General features: G+C 52.8%; 2 protein-coding genes. Both read right to left on the reverse strand.

Annotation, left to right across the window (positions count from 1 at the left end):
- Positions 1-219 (reverse strand): hypothetical protein (locus AC6F7T_RS10970; RefSeq protein WP_500718801.1); only part of this gene is annotated, 219 nt, incomplete at its 3' end.
- A partial coding sequence (locus tag AC6F7T_RS10975; RefSeq protein WP_500718803.1) for a DUF1015 family protein occupies positions 216-1,534 on the reverse strand: 1,319 nt, incomplete at its 5' end. The genes AC6F7T_RS10975 and AC6F7T_RS10970, both read right to left, overlap by 4 nt.

Here is a 1,534-nt window from a genome sequence, read left to right on the forward strand (position 1 = left end):
TCGGGCAAGCAGGTTGTTGATTCCGGCGATAAATTCAGAGCATGTCACCTGACCATGCTCGTAACCGGCCAGATTAACCCGTTCGGAAAAATCCTCCACCGACGCGACCTGTGCGCCCTGGTCACGCAACAGACCGAAAAAATTGGTATAATCGTAATCGATCAGGACCTTGCCCAGATCGAAGACAATATATTTGACTGGTACCGCTCCTGACATCATGCTTTTTCCACTCTGATCCGTCGACATTCAAGATAAAAGCGCTTTTCGTCTGCTTCGCCCATAGAGAAGGTTTTGCGCGGCAGGGTGCCGTCAAGCACAATGGTGCGGAACAGGTCATGTTTGGAGATGGAAGGAAGATAAAATCCGGCGTTGTGCTCTTTGCTGCCCAGACTGGTTACTTCATCCTCCCCGTGGATATAGTCAATGCGAACCTGCGGGTTAGTGCTTAAAAATTCGTCAAGGAAAGCCTGCAAAGAAGCAACCTCAAGGGTGTACTCCGGATCAGCGATATCGCAGGCAAAATATTGACTCTCCACAACCATCACGAAAGTGTGCTCCCCCTGAATTTCATCGAGGCAGGCTTTGGCTCCTTTCAAATCACTGCAGGAGGAGATGGTCAGAGGCGTGCCGCGCTGGGCAAAAAAAGTCTCCATCTGTTGCTTGAGTCCCTCGCCATCAACATCAAATAATACCCGGTGAATCGCTTCGAATTCCAACCCCGGATCATGCACATTGACCAGTTCCACCAGGGCAAAGCGTGCCGGATGATCCATCACCTGCTGCGGATCACCAGCCTCTTCTTTAAGCTTTTCCCAGATCGCCTTGGCGGTGGCGAAAGAATGGTTGCCGTCCCCCATGGCGTAGAGCATGACCTCCCCTTCGACATTGTAACGATTGCGATAGGATTGCGGATCGGCGAGTTTTTCCAACGCATTAGCGACCTGGTTAAGCAATGCCGGTTGATCAACGCGATACCCCGTCAGATGCCCCCCCTGGCACAGCAGCTCGATGTCATAAACCTTCTCAAGCTTTTCTTCGAACAGCGGTTCGATGACGGTACGCTGCGGATCATCGATCAACACCATGATGTGGGGTAGTTCAATTGCTGCATTTTGTCGTACCCGAATGCGCGGCGGCAGCCGTTCGATGATAGTTCCTTCGGTAGCACGAATCAGACTCTGGGAACCGGGACGATAATCATAACGCTCCAGATCAAGAGCTACCATCAGACCCTTGCGTGACGGCACGGCAGAAGTACGCCGATTGACCAGAATCAGCCCCGGCGGCTGTTCTTCCAAAATCCCTTGCACCAGATAGCTTTCCATGGTGCGGTTGATCGCCTGGATGCGCTCCTCAACGTCCGTATCTTCAAGGTAGACTTCCGGCAGGATCAACCGTAAGGTTGAGGGCGCCAGGCCGATCTGCTCGTCCAGATGCCGCCAGTAGTTACGGTCGGAGGTGTACTGATCGCAGGCAATCACTGCCCAGCGCTGCATGTCGACCCCTTTTTTCGGTAGCAGAATGTTAGGCACCT

Source organism: Pelovirga sp., assembly GCF_059864205.1.